Source organism: Marinobacter antarcticus (assembly GCF_011049865.1).
Lineage (GTDB): Bacteria > Pseudomonadota > Gammaproteobacteria > Pseudomonadales > Oleiphilaceae > Marinobacter > Marinobacter antarcticus_A.
Genome location: NZ_DRGY01000077.1, coordinates 1 through 17,541, shown reverse-complemented (window position 1 = coordinate 17,541; position 17,541 = coordinate 1). Strand labels below are relative to the sequence as shown.

The following is a 17,541-nucleotide window of genomic DNA, read 5'->3' as shown; positions in this document are numbered from 1 at the left end:
AATAGTCGTAGTGATAGTGGCATTTTTTTACTGATAGAAAAACGCCGCGTTCAGCAACTCTTGTGTGTATTGCTCTTTTGGCGCGCGGAAGATCTCATCGGCGCTCCCGTATTCGACTATGGCTCCGTTCCGCAGAACCAGCAATTGATGGCTCAGTGCTCGGACAACCGCCAGATCGTGACTGATGAAGATATAGCTTAGACCATAGCGTGCCTGAATATCCCGTAGCAGTTCGATAACCTGCTTTTGAACCGTTCGGTCCAGCGCGGAGGTGGGCTCATCCAGAATGATAAGGTCAGGCTGAAGCACCAGCGCCCGGGCAATGGCAATTCGTTGACGTTGCCCACCCGAGAACTCATGGGGGTAGCGATCCCGGGCCTCGGGGTCAAGTCCCACATCGTTCAGGGCTGCGATCACTTTCTGATCGTGGGTGTGTTCATTCTCGGGGTCGTGTATCTGAAGTCCTTCACGAACAATTTCGGCAACGGACATTCGTGGACTCAGGCTGCCAAAAGGATCCTGGAATACGATTTGAACACGTCGTCGCCAGGGCCGGAAGGCGCGCTGATCGAATCCCGCCAGTTCCTGTCCATCGAGGGCAATCCCGCCTGTGCTGGCCGTCAGCTTGAGAAGGGCGTGGCCAATGGTCGTTTTCCCGCTGCCGCTTTCACCCACGATGCCGAGCGTCTGACCGCGTTCCAGCGCGAAGCTGACACGCTTCACTGCGTGAAAATCTTCCTTTACCTTGCCGAACAATCCCCTTCGGGTAGGGAATCGCACATCGAGGTTGCTGACATTCAACAAGGGCTGGTGCCCCCTGGGCTGGGCCAAAGGTGCGTCCGGTGGCGAGGCATCGAGCAGCTTGCGCGTGTAGGGGTGCTTGGGCGCCGCAAACAAGGCGACGGTTTCTCCCTGCTCAACCAGTTTGCCGTGCTCCATTACCGCAACGCGATTGGCGTAATGACGCACGATGGTCAGGTCGTGGGTAATCAGCAGAATCGCCATGCCGAACTTTTTTTGCAATGTTTGCAGCAGTTCCAACACTTGTTTCTGAACCGTTACGTCCAACGCCGTGGTTGGCTCGTCGGCAATCAGCAGATCCGGTTCATTGGCCAGCGCCATGGCAATCATTACGCGCTGTTTCTGACCACCGGAAAGCTGATGCGGGTAGGCGCCAAGCCGAGTTTCCGGGTTGTCGATACCCACCAGTTGCAGCAGCTCTAGACAGCGTATTCTGGCCTGAGGGCCGCGCATGCCCTTGTGAAGCGCCAGCGTTTCGCTGATCTGCTTTTCCACGCTGTGCAGGGGGTTCAGGGACGTCATCGGTTCCTGAAAAATCATACTGATTTGCTGCCCGCGAACTTGCCGAAGTCGCTTTTCCGAGGCCTGCAACAGGTTCTCGCCGCGATAGCGAATTTCACCACTCGGATAGCGAACATGCCGTTCATCAAGCAGCCGCAGCACAGATAACGCGGTGATGGATTTACCGGAGCCACTTTCGCCAACCAGAGCCAGAGTTTCACCCTGTTGCAGGCTGAGCGACAGGTCATCCACGGCTTTTTCATCGTGATTAAAGCAGATCGAGAGATTGATGATCTCTAACAACTCACTCATATCATCTCGCTCTTATCCGGTTTTGCGGGGATCAAAGGCATCACGCACGGCTTCACCCACAAACACCAGCAGGGTCAGCATCAATGAGAGAGAGACGAATGCCGAGATACCGAGCCACGGAGCATGGAGGTTTGCCTTTCCTTGTGCGATCAGTTCACCCAGTGACGGCGAACCAGACGGTAACCCGAAACCAAGGAAGTCCAGGGACGTAAGCCCGGTAATGGCGCCGGTCAGAATAAACGGCAAAAACGTCAGCGTAGCCACCATGGCATTCGGAAGAATGTGGCGGAACATGATTTTCCGGTTATCCAGCCCAAGTGCCCGCGCCGCTTTTACGTATTCAAAATTTCGCGCCCTGAGAAACTCGGCACGGACCACATCAACCAGGCCCATCCAACTGAACATTAACATGATACCAAGCAGCCACCAGAAGCTGGGCTGCACGATGCCCGACAGGATAATCAGAAGGTACAGCACCGGCAGCCCCGACCAGATTTCGATAACGCGCTGACCAACGAGGTCTATCTTGCCGCCGTAAAAACCCTGAATGGCGCCCACGGCGACGCCAACAATGCAGCTGGCGATGGTAAGGGTAAGCCCGAACAGCACGGAAATGCGAAAACCATAGATAACGCGCGCTGCTACATCGCGGCCCTGATCGTCTGTGCCCAGCCAGTTTTCGGCGCTGGGCGGCGCAGGTGAGGGCACATCAAGGTCGTAATTGATGGTGTCGTAACTGAAACGGATCGGTGGCCACACTATCCAGCCATTAGCGCGGATTTCATCAGCAATGAACGAGTCGCGATAGTCTGCGTCTGTGGGTAGAAAGCCTCCAAACGTCTCGGCGGTTACGGTTTCCACCACCGGAAAATACAGCGTGTCCTGGTAGGACACCACAAGTGGCTTGTCGTTTGCGATCAACTCGGCCATGAGCGTCAGCCCAAAGATGGCCAGAAACACCCACAAAGACCAGAAGCCCCGGCGGTTTTTGCGAAAGTTTCGCAGGCGCCGCTGTTGAATCGGAGTCAGCGCCTTCACTTACGCGCCCTCCCGGCTTTCAAAATCGATGCGAGGATCTACCAACACGTAGGTGATGTCGCTGATCAGCTTCAGCGCCAGGCCCATCAGGGTAAAGATAAACAACGTGCCAAATATGACCGGGTAATCCCGGTTAAGCGCGGCTTCAAAGCCCAGCAGGCCCAGCCCGTCCAAAGAGAAAATAACCTCAATCAGCAACGACCCGGTAAAAAACAGGGAAACCAGAACGCCAGGCAAACTGGCAATCACAATAAGCATGGCGTTACGGAATACGTGGCCGTAAAGCACCTGATTCGCGTCCAGGCCTTTGGCTCTGGCGGTTACAACATAATGCTTACCGATCTCATCGAGAAAAGAGTTTTTGGTCAGCAGAGTCAGTGTTGCGAAGCCGCCGATAACATTGGCGGTTACAGGCAACACAAGGTGCCATAAATAATCCCCGGCTTTCTGATACCAGTTGAGCTGATCGAAACCGGAGGATGTAAGCCCTCGCAGCGGAAACCAATCGAAATAGCTACCCCCTGCAAACAGCACAATCAGCAAGATGGCGAACAGAAACCCCGGGATGGCGTAGCCAATTACAATGGCGGAACTGCTCCAGACATCAAAACGGGACCCGTCTGATACCGCCTTGCGTATTCCCAGAGGTATGGATATGAAATAGATAATCAGCGTAGACCAAAGCCCCAGGGATATAGAGACCGGCATTTTGTCCAGAATCAGTTCCGTAACGCTTTTGTCCCGAAAGAAGGAATCGCCGAAATTAAACGTGGCGTAGTCTTTGAGCATTTTGAAGAAACGCTCGTATGCGGGTTTGTCGAAGCCGTACATCACCTCGATTTCTTTCAGCATTTCATCGGGGATGCCACGGGAACCACGTCTGTCTCCCGAGGCACTGGAAACCTCCGCGCCTGTGTCGCCGCCGGAGGCCCGCGCAAGGGCGCTACCGCCGTGCCCTTCCATCTCCGCGATCATTTGCTCTATAGGTCCGCCAGGCGCTGCCTGCACGATCACAAAGTTGAGCAACATGATGCCAATCAGGGTTGGAATAATCAGCGCCAGGCGCCGGAGTATATAAATGCCCATGTGGCGGCAGCTTCCTCAGGGCTCAGCCCACCAGTTGTCGAGGTCGGTACCGTTTTTGGGCGTGGTTGCAGGGTGTTTGAGGAAACTCCAGTAAGCAACGCGATCCTTCGCCAGGTACCAGTGGGGAACCACGTAATAACCGTGCAGCAAAACCCGGTCGAGGGCGCGTGTGCGCTGTACCAGCTCTTCGCGATCGGGTGCCTGTATAACCAGGCTCACCAGCTCATCGACCACAGGGTTGCTCACTCCGGCATAGTTACGAGAGCCGTTGACATCCACGTTCGAGGAGTGCCAGTACTCTCGCTGCTCGTTGCCAGGGGAGTCTGACTCGCCGATGCTTTGGGTGATCATGTCAAAATCGAATTCACGCACACGCTGTACGTATTGATTGCTGTCTACCAGGCGCACGGACACGTCTATTCCAAGCCGAGCCAGGTTATTTTTAAACGGCATGACCACTCTTTCGAACGTCTTTTGGAACAACAGAATCTCGAATTTTAGTGGCTTGCCTGTTTCCTTGTGGACCATCTTGCCGTTACGAACCTCGTAGCCCGCCGAGCGCAGGAGCTCCAACGCTGTTTTGAGGTTCTTTCTGAGGCCTTGCTTACCCTCAGTAGAAGGCACTGTGAACGGTTTGGTAAAGATGTCGTCATCTAATTGATCCCGGAAGCCGTTCAGAATTTCCAGTTCGCGACCTGTAGGCAAGCCCGTGGAAGCAAGTTCACTGTTCTCGAAATAGCTGTCGGTGCGGGTATATTGACCAAAAAACAGGTTCTTGTTCGTCCATTCGAAATCAAAAGCGTAGGCGAGTGCTTCGCGAACTCGAGGGTCGCTGAACACTTCTTTGCGGGTGTTGAACACAAAGCCCTGCATGCCGGTGGGGCGATGGTGCTCAATCGCTTCTTTGACAATGGTGCCGTTATCAAACTTATCGCCGGTGTAGGACGTGGCCCAGTTTTTTGCGGAAGACTCTAGCCTGAAGTCAAAATTTCCGGCTTTGAACGACTCCAGGGCAACCGTATCGTCGGTGTAGTAATCGTAGCGAATATGGTCGAAGTTGAAACGGCCCTTGCGGACGCCAAGGTCTTTGGCCCAGTAATCCTTCACCCGGTCGTAAACGATAGAGCGGCCGGCTTCAAAGGAGCCAATCCGGTAAGCACCGCTGCCCACAGGCGGCGTAAGTCCGTTCTTGCCGAACTCGTGTTCTTTCCAATAGTGGGCGGGCAAGATTGGCATCTGGCCGAGAATCAGCGGAAGCTCGCGGTTGCTGGTTTTCTGGAAGTCAAAACGAATTCTCAGGCGGCTCTCTACGGTTACCTTGCTCACATCCGCATAATAGTTGCGATAAAACGGGTGGCCCTTTTTGATAAGCGTGTCAAAGGAAAACTTTACATCCTCGGCCGTAATGGGTTCACCGTCCTGAAAACGTGCTGCATCGCGCAGGTTGAACACCACGTAGCTTCTGTCGTTCGGCGTTTCTATGGACTCTGCAATTAACCCGTACATTGAAAACGGTTCGTCTGCTGAAGATTCAAGCAGCGTGTCGTAGAGGTAGTTGCTGATTCCTGCTGCGGCCACACCGCGTATGTCGAAGGGGTTGAACGAATCAAAACCGTTCGCCACCACCGCCATTTTCAGAGTGCCACCTTTGGGAGCGTCAGCGTTCACATAGTCAAAGTGGCTGAAGCCTTCCGGATATTTGGGGTTCCCGTGCATGGCTATGCCGTGAGCAGGCTGTATTAAAGCTGCCTGTTGCGAATCCGATGAATCAGACGTTGCGCTGCCGGCAAGAACAAAGCCGGGGGCGGCCAGCAGAGCCAGGAATGAACAAAACGATATAAGGCGTGAGGCATTAAGAATTCTGGTCATGAGTCTCGCACGTTCTGGGTTTCAGGCCGGCACACCGGGCACCCTGCCCAGTGAACGAAGGATCTTTACGGGCTGTTTCTGATATCAACGTAGAGTACCAGACTTTGGCCTGGTTGCAGATAACGTGAGGTTTTCAGGTCGTTCCAGCTTGCGATGTCACGCACGTTCACTGAAAAACGGTTTGCTATGCGCGCAAGGGAGTCGCCCTTTCGAACGCGGTATCCCACTTTTCGCACCATGGCTTTACTGCGGGCTTGATCGCGGGTTCCGGTGGCTGACGCGAGCGTAGATTGTCCCGCCTTCGACCAAATAACCAGTTCTTTGCCGGGAATAAGAGGATCGCCGGGCGCCATGCCATTCCAGGCGGCGAGCTCACGTACCGAAACCCGATGTTCCCGGGCGATGTCCCAAAACGTGTCGCCGCGGCGAACCGTGCGTCGCAGCTTCTTGCCATCGCGTTTTTTGGCCTGCTTGCGTTCAAGCCTCTCAGACGCACTCAGGGCATAAGCGTTGGCGTTTTTGGAGGCCGAGGGGATCATCAGCCGTTGGCCAATTCGGATAAGGTCGCTGTTGAGATTATTGACCTGTTGCAATACCGCCGGCGTTGTCGAAAATTTCCGCGAGATAGTGTTCAGGCTGTCGCCGGATTTGACAACATAGTTGCGCCAGGAAACGCGCTGGCCTGCTGGTATTTTTGCAAGCGCCGAACGGAAGGTTTCGGCGTTCTGATGGGGTACAAGCAGCCGATGGGGACCTTTCGGCGAGGTTGCCCATCGGTTGTAGGACGGGTTCAACAGGTAGATTTCGTCAATATCAACGCCTGCAAGTTCAGCGGCTTGAGCGAGATCGAGCTGGCCGCCCGTGTCCACAACGTCAAAATACGGTTCATCCAGAAGCGGCGAGAGTTCAATGCCGTAAGCTTCCGGATCATCGAATATTTTTGCCAAAGCGATAAGTTTGGGTACGTAATAACGGGTTTCCCGTGGTAACTGCAGTGACCAGAAGTCCTCCGGTTTGTTGCTGTTACGGTTGCGTCGCATGGCGCTGGAAACCGTACCTCCGCCGCTATTGTAGGCGGCTAGAGCCAGAGTGTAATCACCATCAAACCGGTTCGTCAGCCGTTCCAGATAGGTGAGGGCGGCATCGGTAGCCGCAATAACATCGCGGCGGTCATCGTGCCACCAGCTTTGAGTAAGGCCGAAGTACTTTCCGGTAGACGGTATAAATTGCCAAAGCCCGGCGGCGCGGCCATGGGAATAGGCGAAGGGGTCAAACGCACTTTCCACAATGGGCAGGAGTGCAAACTCAGCGGGCAGTCCGCGCTTCTCCGTCTCATTGAGAATGTGATAAAGATAGCGACTCCCCCGCTCCACCACCCGGTTGAGATAGCCCGGATGACTCGCGTACCAGCGAAGCTGATCCTCGACGCTTTCGTGGTCGATATCATGATCAAGCTCAAACCCGGCGCGCAATCGAACCCACATATCGTTCTGGTCGGGCTCTTCGGCTACGGGCTTGCGCTTTGGATTGTCGAGCTTTTCCCGAGCTTCACGTGCGGCCGCTTTGAGCGCCGGAGCCATGGCATCATCAAGCGGTTCATCGCGCACAGCGTCTGCGTCTTCGCCAGACACTACCGATTCTTTGAGGCCTTCGTCGCCTGCGGCGAGGGTTATTTCCTCTGAGTCAAGAGGGTTATCCGAGGCCGCGTCTGCTGACACGTGAAAAGAACTGCAGCCGCCTGCCAAGGCACTGATCAAGAACAGCAGGGGCAATCGTTTGACCGACATAAGCGATTTCCGGCTCTGGGTTGGCGCCGGGATCATGTCTGAAAATCCGGCATATTTAATAAGTTACGAACAAAAAGTTGATCGATTCTATGAAGGTGATTTCCAACGGTCAAGAAACCTCTCGTTACGGCAATGAGAGAAACCGTAACGTCTTTGGGTAACGAGAGTCCGTTGAATGCTCAGAAATTATCTTTGCCGTGCCTTATGGCCGCAAAAATAGCACTGTCTGAATCTGCCGGCAGGCCTTGGGAGGCGCAGTACTGCTTCGCCACCTTCACGACAACAGGGTCATCCCAACGCAAGAACGGATTCAGCCGTTTTTCATCGCCCAGAATTGCCGGTACGGTTGGCTCACCGGCTTCTCTACGCGCCTTGCATTGGCGTTCGAAAGCTTCAAGTTCACGGTCGTCGGGCAGCCAGCTTCGGGCAAACTGCAGATTTGCCAGGGTGTACTCGTGTGCGCAATATACCCCGGTGCTTTCGGGGAGCTCACGAAGGGATTTGAGAGATTCGTGCATTTGCGCGGCTGTGCCTTCGAACAGGCGGCCGCAACCACACACGAAAAGGGTGTCACCGCAGAAAAGGGCCGGGCGACCGGCAATATCGTTATCCGTATAAAATGCTATGTGATCGAGCGTGTGCCCTGGGACACTCATAACCTGAAACGTGACGTGCTCCCACATCACTTCGTCACCAGGATGCACACTGTTGGTGTTGCCTTTGAACGGTGATTCGGCTGGCCCGGTAACGCGACAGTCGGGATGGCTCTTTACCAGCGCCTTGATGCCGCCCACATGATCAGGGTGGTGATGAGTCACCAGAATGGTGTCCAGTGTAAGTCGATGGTCCTCAAGGAAATTGTCCACTGGTTCGGCCTGGCCTGGATCAACTATTAATGCTTTACCTGTATCCGTGTCTGCAAGACACCAAATATAGTTGTCACTGAACGCCGGAATGGCAGAGATGGTGAGCATCGGATATCCCCGTGTATGCTTGGCAAGTGTGCCTGATATGATAGTGCATTAAGCCCATAGCCCCAACAGTCGCCCTAATAATCTCAAAGCCAATGACTCATAACAGATTTTTTAAAGCGGGAGTGCAAGCGGTGTGAGGAAAAACCAGGTCATAGATTATCAGGCTCGGAACGAGAGCTTTGAAAATTGGTTTCAAACACCTCTTGGGCACGCAATGCTGGCCGATCAGCGCCATTTTCTGGATCGGAAGCTCGTAGGACTTACTGGGGCAAGACAGCTTCATATAAGCGTAAGTCATCGGATCCCCCTGGCCCATGGCACAGATTTTTCCCAGAAAATCATGACCACACCAAGGTGGTTCACAAGTATTCCGGATGGGGTTGTTGTTTGCGACGCGGACGAACTCCCGTTCCCTGGCGATTCCATGGATCTGGTTGTGCTTCATCACACGGCTGACTTCTCACCTTATCCCCATGAGGCGCTCCGGGAGGCCACCCGGGTTTTGAGGGGTGAAGGCACGATCGCGCTTATTGGTTTTAATCCTGTAAGTGTCTGGGGGTTGCGAAGGCTGATATCCCGACATCACACTGGCCCTTGGGGCGGCCGTTTCCTTTTGCGCCGGCGCATGGAAGACTGGTTAAATTTGCTGGGCTTTCAAGTGTCCGTTTCAGCCACTCGTTTTTTTCGTTTGCCCTTTCAGCGCAGCGGCCGAAAAACGTCAGGTCGGTTTGGCGAACGCCTCACCGGTAATGGCTTCCTGCCAGTCGGAGGGTATTACTGTATCCTTGCAAAAAAACGGGTGATCGCCCGCATTCCCAGACGGGCCGCATGGCGGCAGAGCAACGTTATCGGGATGCCCGGCAACGCAGCCGTGAGCGCATCCAGAGGCTGTTCACCGCAAAAACTGAGCCATTACGAAGACTGAACTGGTCACTACTGATCAATACCAGAGCCGTTCATACTGATACAAATGCAGGAGTTTTAATGTCCGACAAGGTGATTGTGTATACCGATGGCGCGTGTAAAGGCAATCCGGGCCCGGGCGGATGGGGTGTCGTTCTCCGGTATGGCGAAGTGCTCAAAACGATGCACGGAGGGGAGCCGCACACCACCAATAACCGAATGGAGCTGATGGCGGCCATTCAGGGTTTGAAGGCGCTAAAGCGTGATTGCAGCGTTGAGTTGTACACGGATTCCCAGTACGTACGCAAAGGCATAACCGAGTGGCTATCAGGCTGGAAACGTAACGGCTGGAAAACATCGGCTAAAAAGCCGGTGAAAAACGATGACCTTTGGCGGGAGCTTGATGCGGAGACTACAAAGCACACGGTTAACTGGCACTGGGTCAAAGGCCACGCAGGCGTACCCGATAACGAACTTGCAGACGAACTTGCAAACAAGGGCGTTGCTGAGTTGGCCGGCAGCTAGCGGTTGCTCTACCTCGAAACGGTGTGAACTTTATGCGACAAATTGTACTGGATACAGAAACAACGGGCATTGATCCTACTGACGGGCACAGGATCATAGAGATCGGCTGCGTTGAGATGATGGAGCGTCAGCCCACGGGCCGTAACTATCACGTTTATGTTAATCCAGAGCGGGAAATAGAAGCCGAAGCCATCGCCATCCACGGGATCACCAACGATTTTCTGGTGGATAAACCGAAATTTGCAGAAATCGCGGATGAGTTCTTTGACTTCATTAAAGGCGCGGAACTTGTGATTCACAATGCGGCGTTTGACATTGGTTTCATGGATTCGGAGTTTGGCCGAATGAAGCCGGTACGCAAAACGGCTGATCATTGTGGTGTTGTGGATTCCCTTGCGATTGCCCGTGCAAAACACCCGGGCCAGAAGAACAATCTGAATGCTTTATGCAAGCGTTACGGTGTTGACAACAGCAATCGGGAGCTACACGGAGCACTGCTGGATGCGGAAATCCTGGCGGACGTGTATTTACTTCTCACCGGCGGGCAAACCGATTTGTCTCTTGATGCCGAATCGGGGAGCGGCGGTGATGCGCGCGGTATCCGAAGGCTGAGTTCAGAGCGGCCCGCGTTGGCCGTGGTCAAGCCTACTTCAATTGAGGAAGCGGCCCACCAGGCGTTCTTGTCTGCCCTTGAAAAGAAGGCTGGCGAAACCGTTTGGAGCAAACTGGAAGGCGCAGAATGAGAACTGGGTCTGCCTGTACCAATTGTTACATTCAAGCCTTGTTTAGCGACTTGAGTTGTATGCTATAAGTAATGATAAGTACGCCAGTTTTTTGGATTGCGCACTTTAGTCGATGGGTTTTGATTCACTTGAGCGGCGCGAAACGTTCTGCGCGGATTAACAGGAAGTTTTTATGGTTCAATCGTCTCTGGCGACGAAATCTCAGTCGTTTGATCTGGTCAAAAGCGAGATAGAGCAGACCATAAAGCAGGCTGAATCCAGTCTTGAGCGTTTTCAGGAAAATCGCGAGAGCGGCGACGATCTGCAGAACTGCCTGGATTTCCTGAATCAACTTCGTGGTATTTTTATACTGGTAGAGCTTCGTGGCGGCACATTGCTGTGCCAGGAAGCTGTCTCCATGGCCAACGACGTTCCCGTTGGCGCAAACGATGACACAAATATCCTGCTGACAACGTTGAACAACGCCTTGTTCATTCTTCGCCGTTACGTTGAATATTATCATCAGCAGCGAGAAGACCATCCGGAACTTTTGCTGCCCGTGATTAACGAATTGCGTGAGGCACGTCGCGAAACACCTTACCCCGAATCCCGCTTTTTCGAAGTTGACGTTAAGGACCGGCCTGATTTTTGTGTCGGTCTGACAACCCCGGCTTTTGAAGGTAACGACGCCGAATATGAGATTGTTGCCCGACGCATGCGCCTGACGTTTCAGGTAGCCTTGCTCGGTTTGCTCCGGGATCGAAACCCTGTGGTTAGCCAAAAGCTCATAGGCCGCTCAGCACGAGGTTTTGTGCGCTTGTGCCAGGGAACCCCGATGGGGCAAATGTGGTGCCTTGTGGCGATAGCAGCGGACACCATGCTGGACCGTGCCATGACCTTCACCAAAGCCCGCAAACGCATGTTTATGCGTATCGAAAAATACGCGCGCGACCTGGTTTATGTGGGCAAGGGGACAACCGCTGAAAATGCACCGGACACCCTCATCCGTGATCTCGTTTATCTGCTTTATCGCAGCGGGTCCGGGAACCCGGAAGTGACCGGCGTGCTTTCCGTCTTCCAACTGACGCCTGCAGAATTTCCGGATTCTATTCTGGAGGCGCATTCTCGTCGCCTCTATGGCCCCGGAACAGACGTTCTGGAATCGCTCTCCAAAGCGCTGCAGGATGAGTTGAATCAGCTCAAAGACAAGCTAGACATTATAGAGCGTGGTATTGAACCGGATCTGGCAGAGCTGTCGTCCATTGCCGACACCCTTGAAAGGCTAGGCAATACGTTGGTTATGCTTGACCTCAGTCGTCTGGCCAAGGTTGCCCGTGAAGAAGCGGCAAAGCTGAGAGCGTGGGAAGCGGAATCACGACTGCCCGGTGAAGAGGAGTTGTTCCTCCTTGCAGACTCTGTGTTGGGCATTGAAGACGCTGTTATGCAGATCGTCAGCCGCGGCATTACATCGGAAACCGATGCCCTGGCAGGCAACGAACGACGCGGTGAAGAATCCATGTATCTGCAAGAAGCAGTTTACGTGGTTGCTGACGAAGCCCGCAGCGCGTTGACCCTGGCCAAGCGTGCCATTACGGCGTTTGTGGAATCAGATTATGACAAGATGCACCTCGCCAATCTCCCCGCCACTTTGCACAGTATTTGGGGTGGGCTGAAAATGGTAAATGATCCAGATGCAGCCCACGTGTTAGAGCGTGTTTCGGGATCAATTCAGGAGCGTTTACTGGACGCCCATGACGTGCCGGAAACCCAGATTCTTGAAGCGCTGGCCGATGCGTTAACCTCTCTTGAATATTACATAGAAAGTATCGGGAAGCGGGAAGAAAGTAATGCGGACTTGTTGCGACTGGCAACAACATCCATGGACGATGTAGGTCTTTGAAATCGGGTTGATCAGTTTCTGAGGCAATAACGGAAAAAACCCGCGTTGACGCGGGTTTTTTGTGAGCTCGAAGTGTATGAGCTCAGAAGCGGGCAATCAGCCCATATTAAACAGCTCGCCCAGCTTGGTAGCCAGCATCATGTCGCCTTCGGCGCGAAGTTGGCCAGCCATGAAAGCCTGCATACCGTCGGTTTCACCGGAAACGATACCCTGCAGGGTTTCTGAATTCATAATCAACGTCACCGACGGATCGTCGTGCGGACCTTCGTGGTGAGCGCAGGTTCCGTCTTTGATAACCAGGTGATGGGTTTTGTCATCTTCGATATCAAATTGGAACACCAGATCCAGGCCTTGGGCTGCGTCTGCGTTAAAATTCTGCTCAAGTTTTTCAAAGATATGATCTACAGACATTGTTTTACCCTTTTTGATGGTTGTCTTGTCATGGTAATGGCTTTGAGTGCTTGGCTTGCAAGCCAAGGCGGCAGTTGGGAAAGCCGATTTTGCCATCCGACTTTATGGTGAGTCTCAATCACTGTCAAGCTCGATCGAACGCTTGTTTTAATTATTTTGTTCTGCTTATCACCAGAGTTTCGGTAAGTTACACTCACGTCCTTGCTTAACTGGCTGGAGAAGCGATTTGGAGTTTCTGACTGAATACGGTTTGTTTTTGGCTAAGATGATCACCTTTGTCGTTGCGGCTGTGATCATTGTGTCCCTTATTGTCTCCGCTACCCATAAAGAACGTGGTGAAGACGAAGACGATGGAGAGCTGCATATTCGCAAGCTCAATGAAAAGTACAGCAATCTGCGCGAAACGATTCAGGCGCGGCTGATGTCTGAGCAAGAGCGGAAAACCTGGAACAAAGCAAAAAAGAAAAAAGATAAAGCTGAAAAAAAGTCCGCCAAAGCCAAAAAGTCTGATGCGAAAGATCCTGCAGAGAGTCCCAAGCGCATTTATGTACTGGATTTCGATGGCGACATTAAAGCCAGTGATACAGACCCGCTTCGTCGCGCTATTTCCGCCGTGCTGAGCGTTGCCGAACCCGGTAAAGACGAAGTGATTATTCGCCTTGAAAGTGGAGGCGGGCTGGTGCACTCCTACGGTTTGGCCTCGGCCCAACTCGACCGAATTCGCAGCAAAGGCATTCACCTGACGGCTTGTGTTGATAAAGTGGCGGCTAGCGGTGGTTATATGATGGCGTGTGTAGCAGACCGGATAATTGCGTCTCCGTTTGCGGTGCTCGGCTCCATTGGCGTGGTTGCGCAACTGCCGAATTTTCACCGTCTGCTCAAGAAAAATAACGTGGATTTTGAAGTGCTGACAGCCGGCGAGCACAAGCGCACCATGACCATCTTCGGTGAAAATACCGATAAGGGCCGTCAGAAATTCCTTGAGGATCTCGACGATACCCACGGCCTGTTCAAGGATTACGTCAGTGAGCGACGGCCTGAGCTGGATATAGCAGCGGTGGCCAACGGTGACATCTGGTTTGGACGTCGGGCTTTGGACGTAAAATTGATTGATGAGATCAAAACCTCCGACGAATTTCTCATTGAGGCCTGTGACAGGGGCGATGTAATCTCTGTGTCATTTAAGCGCAAACGGACCCTGCCAGAAAAGCTCGGGTTGGCAACCAGTACGGCACTGGAGCACACCGTGTGGAAGGTTTTGAGCGCGTTTCGCAACCAGAAAATCCAATAAGCGACAGCAAAAGGGGACAGTCATGATGAACGATACCCAATACAAAGCCTGGCGTGTTGAAGAACAGGATGGCGATTATAACGGCACCGAACAGACTCTGAACGTTGCAGATCTGCCTGCGGGCGAGGTGTTGATAAGAGTCAGCCATTCTTCACTGAACTATAAAGATGCACTTTCAGCCTCTGGCAATAAGGGCGTAACCCGCTCGTTTCCGCATACACCCGGCATCGACGCTGGGGGAGAGGTGGTGGAATCCGCCACTGGAACACCTGCCGTTGGCAATTCTGTTATCGTGACCGGTTATGATCTGGGCATGGGAACAGACGGGGGGTTTGGTGAATACATCCGTGTTCCTTCTGCCTGGTGCGTGCCTATGCCGGCCGGCTGGCAGGCTGAAACCGCAATGATCTACGGCACAGCCGGCCTCACAGCCGGCCTGTGTGTGCAAAAGCTCCTGACCATGGGTGCCAAGCCTGAGCAGGGGGGGGTTGCCGTTTCCGGTGCCTCAGGCGCCGTGGGGAGCATAGCAGTGGAGCTGCTGGCCAAACTCGGCTTTGAAGTTGTGGCGATCAGCGGCAAAACCGATCAGGTTGAGAGCCTCAAAGCGCTTGGGGCTGCTGAAGTGGTTGGCCGTGAGGCACTTATTGAAGACAAGAAGCCGATGCTGAAGCCGACATTCGCGAACGCTGTGGATACCGTGGGGGGATCACCCCTGGCGGAGTTGTTGAAGCAGATTCAACCGGGTGGTTCCGTTTCCTGCTGTGGCCTGGTCGCCGGGCCACAACTGCAGACCACTGTTCTTCCGTTCATCCTTCGCGGTGTCAACCTGCTGGGTGTGGATTCAGTGGAAATTCCGCTGGTTGAGAAAGAAGCCATTTGGAAAAAATTTGCAGGTGACTGGAAATGTGCGAAGGCGGAAGCGTCTGCGAAGAGGATTGGCCGCGCTGATCTTGACGCGGCGCTGAAGGCATTCCTGAAAGGCGAATCAGCAGGAAAGATCGTTCTGGATCACGGGATCTGAAACGTCGAAGCCTGCTCACCGCTAAGTACTCCGCAGCAGATCGCCTAAGACGCCCTACGCCGGAATAGAGGCAGATCTGTGTCTGTAGCAGCCTGATACCCCTGACTGAAAAAGTTCAGGGATCGGGCTGCCTTTCGAATATCCTTGTCCGGGCGCAGCTCATAGGCATCGAAGCCGCAGCGCTTCATGAACTGCAGCTGGTCCAATAGCACGTCGCCGATGGCCCGCAATTCATTTTTATAGCCAAAACGCTCCCTCAACAAACGGGCAATGCTGTAGCCCCGGCCGTCGCTGAACTTCGGAAAGTTTATCGCGATCAAGGGCAGCTGGTTGACGTGTTCGGCCAGAATCTCGGGCTCATCATGGCTGTCAAACCAAACGCCGATATCGTCCCTGTCAGCAAGCTGTTCACGGTGTTCAATCCACAGATCAACCGGAATCAACGCGCGCTGCTGCTTGGGAATATCAAGAATCGTAAGAGGCTCGCCGTCTTCAGAACAAGCAACGACAACCCAGGGGCATTGGCGAATACTGCCGTCCTCAAAAATAATATCAGGCATAAACCCGCTCCTTGAAAGGATCGATTCCAACGCGACGATAGGTATCCAGAAACGATTCCTCTTCTGTGCGCTTATTTACGTAAACATCAATAATTTTTGCGATTACATCCGGCATGTCCGCCTGAGCAAAAGATGGGCCCAGAATCTTGCCAATAGAGGCGTCGTGTTGCGATGAGCCACCAAGGCTGACCTGGTAGAACTCCTGGCCTTTTTTATCAACGCCCAAAATTCCGATACTGCCAACATGATGATGGCCACACGCATTCATGCAGCCGGATATGTTCAGGTTGATGTTGCCGAGATCATAAAGAAAGTCGAGGTCGTCAAAGCGCCGCTGGATGGCGTCAGCTATCGGTATCGACTTGGCGTTGGCCAGCGAACAAAAATCGCCACCAGGGCAGCAAATAATATCGGTCAGCGTGTTCAGGTTGGCGGTGCCAAACCCCATTGGGCCAAGCTCTTGCCAGAGCGCAAACAGGCGATCCTGTCGCACATCGGCCAGTACCACGTTCTGATGGTGGGTTACCCGGACTTCGCCAAAACTGAACTCATCTGCCAAATCAGCGATCTGTTCAAGCTGAACCTCAGTGACGTCACCCGGCGGCGTGCCGGTTTTCTTCATCGTCAGCGATACGATGGCGTATCCGGGCTTTTTATGGACGTCCACATTGTGTTGCAACCACTGATCGAAACCGCGATTTTCAAATCTCTGTTGCGCAAGCAGCTCGGTGGCGTTATCCAGCGCCGCGTAAGCAGGCTCGGTGAAATGGCCCCGAATGCGCTCAATGGCTTCAGGCGTAAGCCGGCTGGGTGAGTCTTTGATGTGCGCCCATTCGGCTTCGACTTTCTCCGCAAAACCTTCTGGCGTTTGGGCTTTAACGAGAATCTTGATGCGCGCCTTGAACTTGTTGTCGCGGCGCCCAAAGCGGTTGTAAACCCTGAGAATGGCTTCCAGGTAGGTGAGCAGGTCGAGCTCTGGCAGAAATTCACGGATAACGGGAGCCACCATCGGCGTGCGCCCAAGCCCACCTCCCACGTGTACACGAAAACCGAGTTCGCCCGCGTTGTTGCGCACAATCTGAAGACCTATGTCGTGTACCTGGATGGCCGCTCTGTCTGTGTGTTCGGATGCGTTCACCGCTACCTTGAATTTTCGGGGCAGATAGGCAAATTCAGGGTGAAACGTAGACCACTGACGAATAATCTCGCAGTAGGGGCGGGGGTCTGTCACCTCATCCGACTGCACGTATGCAAACTGATCGGTGGTGGTATTTCTTATGCAGTTTCCACTGGTTTGATTGGCGTGCATTTCCACTTCTGCCAGTTCCGCCAGGATATCCGGCACGTTTTCAACCGCCGGCCAGTTGAGTTGCACATTCTGGCGGGTGGTAAAGTGTGCGTAGCCTTTGTCGTAATCCCGTGTGATCCGTGCCAGGCGACGCAACTGAACCGAGCGCAGCATGCCGTAGGGCACGCAGATGCGCAGCATGGGCGCGAGCCGCTGAATGTAGAGTCCATTTTGCAGGCGTAAAGGGAGAAATTCGTCTTCGGCCAGCTCACCGGCAAGCGCTCGCTCCGTCTGATCCCGGAATTGTGCAACCCGTTCGATTGCCATTTGACGGTCGTGCTTGTCGTATACGTACATAGGGAAAATCCTGGCCAGTAGCATCGTGCCGGCATGCACTCGAACATTTTTTTGAGTGAGCCCGGGATTGGGCCTTATACCTTTAACTAAGGATAACAGTCATCTGTTATTCTAGAAATGAATATTTCGAGATAAGTTTATCGATTCAAGTGATAAGGCGAGGGGGCTGCAAGAGATTGTGAGAGAGTGCGAGAG

The 17,541-nt window shown here is 53.5% G+C and carries 15 protein-coding genes; 6 read left to right on the top strand and 9 right to left on the bottom strand.

Annotated elements, in window-relative coordinates:
* Nucleotides 1-27 precede the first annotated feature (27 nt).
* From ENI00_RS09700 to gloB, 6 genes are all read right to left on the bottom strand, one after another.
* Entirely contained in the window at nucleotides 28-1,614 is a 1,587-nt protein-coding gene (locus tag ENI00_RS09700; RefSeq protein ID WP_304101608.1) for an ABC transporter ATP-binding protein, read from the bottom strand.
* Between the two features lie 12 nt (nucleotides 1,615-1,626).
* Nucleotides 1,627-2,652: an ABC transporter permease gene (locus tag ENI00_RS09695; protein WP_304101607.1), complete on the bottom strand. Its 1,026-nt coding sequence runs from the start codon at nucleotides 2,650-2,652 to the stop codon at nucleotides 1,627-1,629.
* Nucleotides 2,653-3,738, bottom strand: coding sequence for a microcin C ABC transporter permease YejB (locus ENI00_RS09690; RefSeq protein WP_304101606.1), 1,086 nt, complete (start codon nucleotides 3,736-3,738; stop codon nucleotides 2,653-2,655).
* A gap of 15 nt (nucleotides 3,739-3,753) precedes the next feature.
* The gene (locus ENI00_RS09685; RefSeq protein WP_304101605.1) at nucleotides 3,754-5,607 is read right to left on the bottom strand and encodes an extracellular solute-binding protein; all 1,854 of its coding nucleotides are present in this window, start codon (nucleotides 5,605-5,607) and stop codon (nucleotides 3,754-3,756) included.
* 65 nt (nucleotides 5,608-5,672) lie between these two features.
* Nucleotides 5,673-7,394 carry a LysM peptidoglycan-binding domain-containing protein gene (locus ENI00_RS09680; RefSeq protein ID WP_304101604.1) on the bottom strand — a complete coding sequence of 574 codons (1,722 nt, stop codon included), beginning with the start codon at nucleotides 7,392-7,394 and terminating at the stop codon, nucleotides 5,673-5,675.
* Nucleotides 7,395-7,573: 179 nt separating this feature from the next.
* Nucleotides 7,574-8,368, bottom strand: a complete 795-nt coding sequence (gloB, locus tag ENI00_RS09675) for a hydroxyacylglutathione hydrolase (RefSeq protein WP_304101603.1) — start codon at nucleotides 8,366-8,368, stop codon at nucleotides 7,574-7,576.
* A gap of 133 nt (nucleotides 8,369-8,501) precedes the next feature.
* Here gloB and ENI00_RS09670 point away from each other — a divergent pair, with 133 nt between their 5' ends.
* The 4 genes from ENI00_RS09670 to ENI00_RS09655 all read left to right on the top strand — a co-directional run bounded on the left by ENI00_RS09670 (nucleotide 8,502) and on the right by ENI00_RS09655 (nucleotide 12,418).
* Nucleotides 8,502-9,293 carry a class I SAM-dependent methyltransferase gene (locus ENI00_RS09670; RefSeq protein ID WP_304101602.1) on the top strand — a complete coding sequence of 264 codons (792 nt, stop codon included), beginning with the start codon at nucleotides 8,502-8,504 and terminating at the stop codon, nucleotides 9,291-9,293.
* 59 nt (nucleotides 9,294-9,352) lie between these two features.
* The gene (gene rnhA / locus ENI00_RS09665; RefSeq protein ID WP_304101601.1) at nucleotides 9,353-9,796 is read left to right on the top strand and encodes a ribonuclease HI; all 444 of its coding nucleotides are present in this window, start codon (nucleotides 9,353-9,355) and stop codon (nucleotides 9,794-9,796) included.
* 32 nt (nucleotides 9,797-9,828) lie between these two features.
* Nucleotides 9,829-10,539: a DNA polymerase III subunit epsilon gene (dnaQ, locus tag ENI00_RS09660; protein WP_304101600.1), complete on the top strand. Its 711-nt coding sequence runs from the start codon at nucleotides 9,829-9,831 to the stop codon at nucleotides 10,537-10,539.
* A 172-nt stretch (nucleotides 10,540-10,711) separates the two neighbouring features.
* A complete protein-coding gene (locus ENI00_RS09655; protein WP_304101599.1) occupies nucleotides 10,712-12,418 on the top strand; it encodes a chemotaxis protein in 1,707 nt (568 codons plus the stop codon).
* A 96-nt stretch (nucleotides 12,419-12,514) separates the two neighbouring features.
* On the opposite strand, the gene ENI00_RS09650 is transcribed toward ENI00_RS09655, so the two are convergent.
* Nucleotides 12,515-12,829: an SCP2 sterol-binding domain-containing protein gene (locus ENI00_RS09650; RefSeq protein WP_304101598.1), complete on the bottom strand. Its 315-nt coding sequence runs from the start codon at nucleotides 12,827-12,829 to the stop codon at nucleotides 12,515-12,517.
* 226 nt (nucleotides 12,830-13,055) lie between these two features.
* Between ENI00_RS09650 and sohB the strand changes: the two genes are divergently transcribed.
* Both sohB and ENI00_RS09640 read left to right on the top strand, forming a co-directional pair.
* Entirely contained in the window at nucleotides 13,056-14,120 is a 1,065-nt protein-coding gene (gene sohB, locus ENI00_RS09645; protein WP_304101597.1) for a protease SohB, read from the top strand.
* 22 nt (nucleotides 14,121-14,142) lie between these two features.
* On the top strand, nucleotides 14,143-15,141 hold the full coding sequence (locus tag ENI00_RS09640; protein WP_304101596.1) for a YhdH/YhfP family quinone oxidoreductase: 999 nt from the start codon (nucleotides 14,143-14,145) through the stop codon (nucleotides 15,139-15,141).
* 44 nt (nucleotides 15,142-15,185) lie between these two features.
* On the opposite strand, the gene ENI00_RS09635 is transcribed toward ENI00_RS09640, so the two are convergent.
* Nucleotides 15,186-15,701: a DUF934 domain-containing protein gene (locus ENI00_RS09635; protein WP_304101595.1), complete on the bottom strand. Its 516-nt coding sequence runs from the start codon at nucleotides 15,699-15,701 to the stop codon at nucleotides 15,186-15,188.
* Nucleotides 15,694-17,346, bottom strand: a complete 1,653-nt coding sequence (locus ENI00_RS09630; RefSeq protein ID WP_304101594.1) for a nitrite/sulfite reductase — start codon at nucleotides 17,344-17,346, stop codon at nucleotides 15,694-15,696. The genes ENI00_RS09635 and ENI00_RS09630 overlap by 8 nt, the downstream gene beginning before the upstream one ends.
* Between the last annotated feature and the right edge of the window lie 195 nt (nucleotides 17,347-17,541).

Excerpts from the sequence above, each read along its gene's own strand:
- dnaQ (WP_304101600.1), top strand. The coding sequence starts at position 9,829 with ATGCGACAAATTGTACTGGATACAGAAACAACGGGCATTGATCCTACT.
- rnhA (WP_304101601.1), top strand. The coding sequence starts at position 9,353 with ATGTCCGACAAGGTGATTGTGTATACCGATGGCGCGTGTAAAGGCAAT.
- ENI00_RS09640 (WP_304101596.1), top strand. The coding sequence starts at position 14,143 with ATGATGAACGATACCCAATACAAAGCCTGGCGTGTTGAAGAACAGGAT.
- gloB (WP_304101603.1), bottom strand. The coding sequence starts at position 8,368 with ATGCTCACCATCTCTGCCATTCCGGCGTTCAGTGACAACTATATTTGG.
- ENI00_RS09685 (WP_304101605.1), bottom strand. The coding sequence starts at position 5,607 with ATGACCAGAATTCTTAATGCCTCACGCCTTATATCGTTTTGTTCATTC.
- ENI00_RS09650 (WP_304101598.1), bottom strand. The coding sequence starts at position 12,829 with ATGTCTGTAGATCATATCTTTGAAAAACTTGAGCAGAATTTTAACGCA.
- ENI00_RS09700 (WP_304101608.1), bottom strand. The coding sequence starts at position 1,614 with ATGAGTGAGTTGTTAGAGATCATCAATCTCTCGATCTGCTTTAATCAC.
- ENI00_RS09655 (WP_304101599.1), top strand. The coding sequence starts at position 10,712 with ATGGTTCAATCGTCTCTGGCGACGAAATCTCAGTCGTTTGATCTGGTC.
- ENI00_RS09635 (WP_304101595.1), bottom strand. The coding sequence starts at position 15,701 with ATGCCTGATATTATTTTTGAGGACGGCAGTATTCGCCAATGCCCCTGG.
- ENI00_RS09690 (WP_304101606.1), bottom strand. The coding sequence starts at position 3,738 with ATGGGCATTTATATACTCCGGCGCCTGGCGCTGATTATTCCAACCCTG.
- ENI00_RS09680 (WP_304101604.1), bottom strand. The coding sequence starts at position 7,394 with ATGTCGGTCAAACGATTGCCCCTGCTGTTCTTGATCAGTGCCTTGGCA.
- ENI00_RS09630 (WP_304101594.1), bottom strand. The coding sequence starts at position 17,346 with ATGTACGTATACGACAAGCACGACCGTCAAATGGCAATCGAACGGGTT.